Source organism: Massilia sp. TSP1-1-2 (genome assembly GCF_049896185.1).
Taxonomy (GTDB): Bacteria; Pseudomonadota; Gammaproteobacteria; order Burkholderiales; family Burkholderiaceae_D; genus Telluria_A.
The window spans coordinates 1-599 of sequence record NZ_JAFCTU010000201.1 but is presented as its reverse complement, the minus strand read 5'-3'; the positions used below and the strand labels follow the sequence as shown (position 1 = coordinate 599).

General features: G+C 53.1%; 1 protein-coding gene. It reads right to left on the bottom strand.

The genetic code is table 11. The features are described 5' to 3' along the window. Window positions 1-386: 386 nt before the first annotated feature. Window positions 387-599, bottom strand: a 213-nt coding sequence (locus ACP7BV_RS27690) for a hypothetical protein (protein ID WP_426108127.1), incomplete at its 5' end; no start/stop codon positions are given.

Genomic DNA, 599 nt, shown 5'->3' with positions numbered 1-599 from the left:
GAATCCGCCATGAGGTCGTTGATCGCCAGCTGGCGCACGCTCCCAAGGATAAATTGGAGAGCGCATACGATAGAGCTCGCTACCTTGACGAGCGCAAGGCGATGATGCAAAAGTGGGCGGACTACATCGATTTCATCCAAATAGACTAGCTGTAACGGCTAGCGTTTGAAAGTGGCCGTGCTCGCATTCGACGACGATTTCGGCTCAAATTAACTGCAACTGAGCTTGCAATCGTCGGCGCCGGCTCGCGTTCAATTGGCTGCGGCGTACGCTAATTGCATATGACGTTCACAGGTGCGCGGCCCGCGCCGTTGATCAGGTGTATGCCGGAACCCCAGAATATTCCGTCACCTCAACTTGGGGACCGCAAGGATCTACGCAAATGATTAACAGGCGAAAACAGCTCTAGAATCAAAGCATTGTCGCGTCACCGAACGACAGGTTACGCCCCATTGCCGACCTTCGCCGAGCACTTCGGTTCCTGCTACGATGAAATAACCCGACTGCAGAACAAAATCTGCGAGTGAGTGAAGTTGTAAATCATCGGTCGTGGAACCGGCGCTATCTGAACTCATGTTTAGACCACGTACACTGTTGCC